Below are 342 nucleotides of genomic sequence, written 5' to 3'. Positions count from 1 at the left end.
CGGACCCGACGACGACTTCTTCGACCTCGGCGGCGACTCCCTCATGGCCCTCCACCTCATCGCCAAGGCCAACACCACCTTCGACATCGAACTCCCCCACCACACACTCCTCGAAGCACCCACCGCCGCCCAAATGGCCACGTACATCGACACCGTGCTCCACCCCGACCACACACCCGCACTCACCCCGCCCCCATCACCCGACTACGACCGACCCGAAGTCGTCCGCACCACCCACACCGCCTCCGACACCCTGACCACCGTCATCAACCTCCTCGAGGAAACGCTCGGCACCAGCTCCATCGGACCCGACGACGACTTCTTCGACCTCGGCGGCGACTC

At 66.1% G+C, this 342-nt stretch carries 1 protein-coding gene; it reads left to right on the top strand.

Annotated features, from left to right (window positions below):
- The coding region (locus UK12_RS34145; protein WP_045307108.1) for an acyl carrier protein at positions 1 to 342 on the top strand (342 nt) is incomplete at both ends.

It is taken from the genome of Saccharothrix sp. ST-888 (assembly GCF_000955975.1).
GTDB lineage: Bacteria > Actinomycetota > Actinomycetes > Streptomycetales > Streptomycetaceae > Kitasatospora.
The sequence above is the reverse complement of the archived record's forward strand: the minus strand, read 5'-3'. Positions and strand labels throughout refer to the sequence as shown.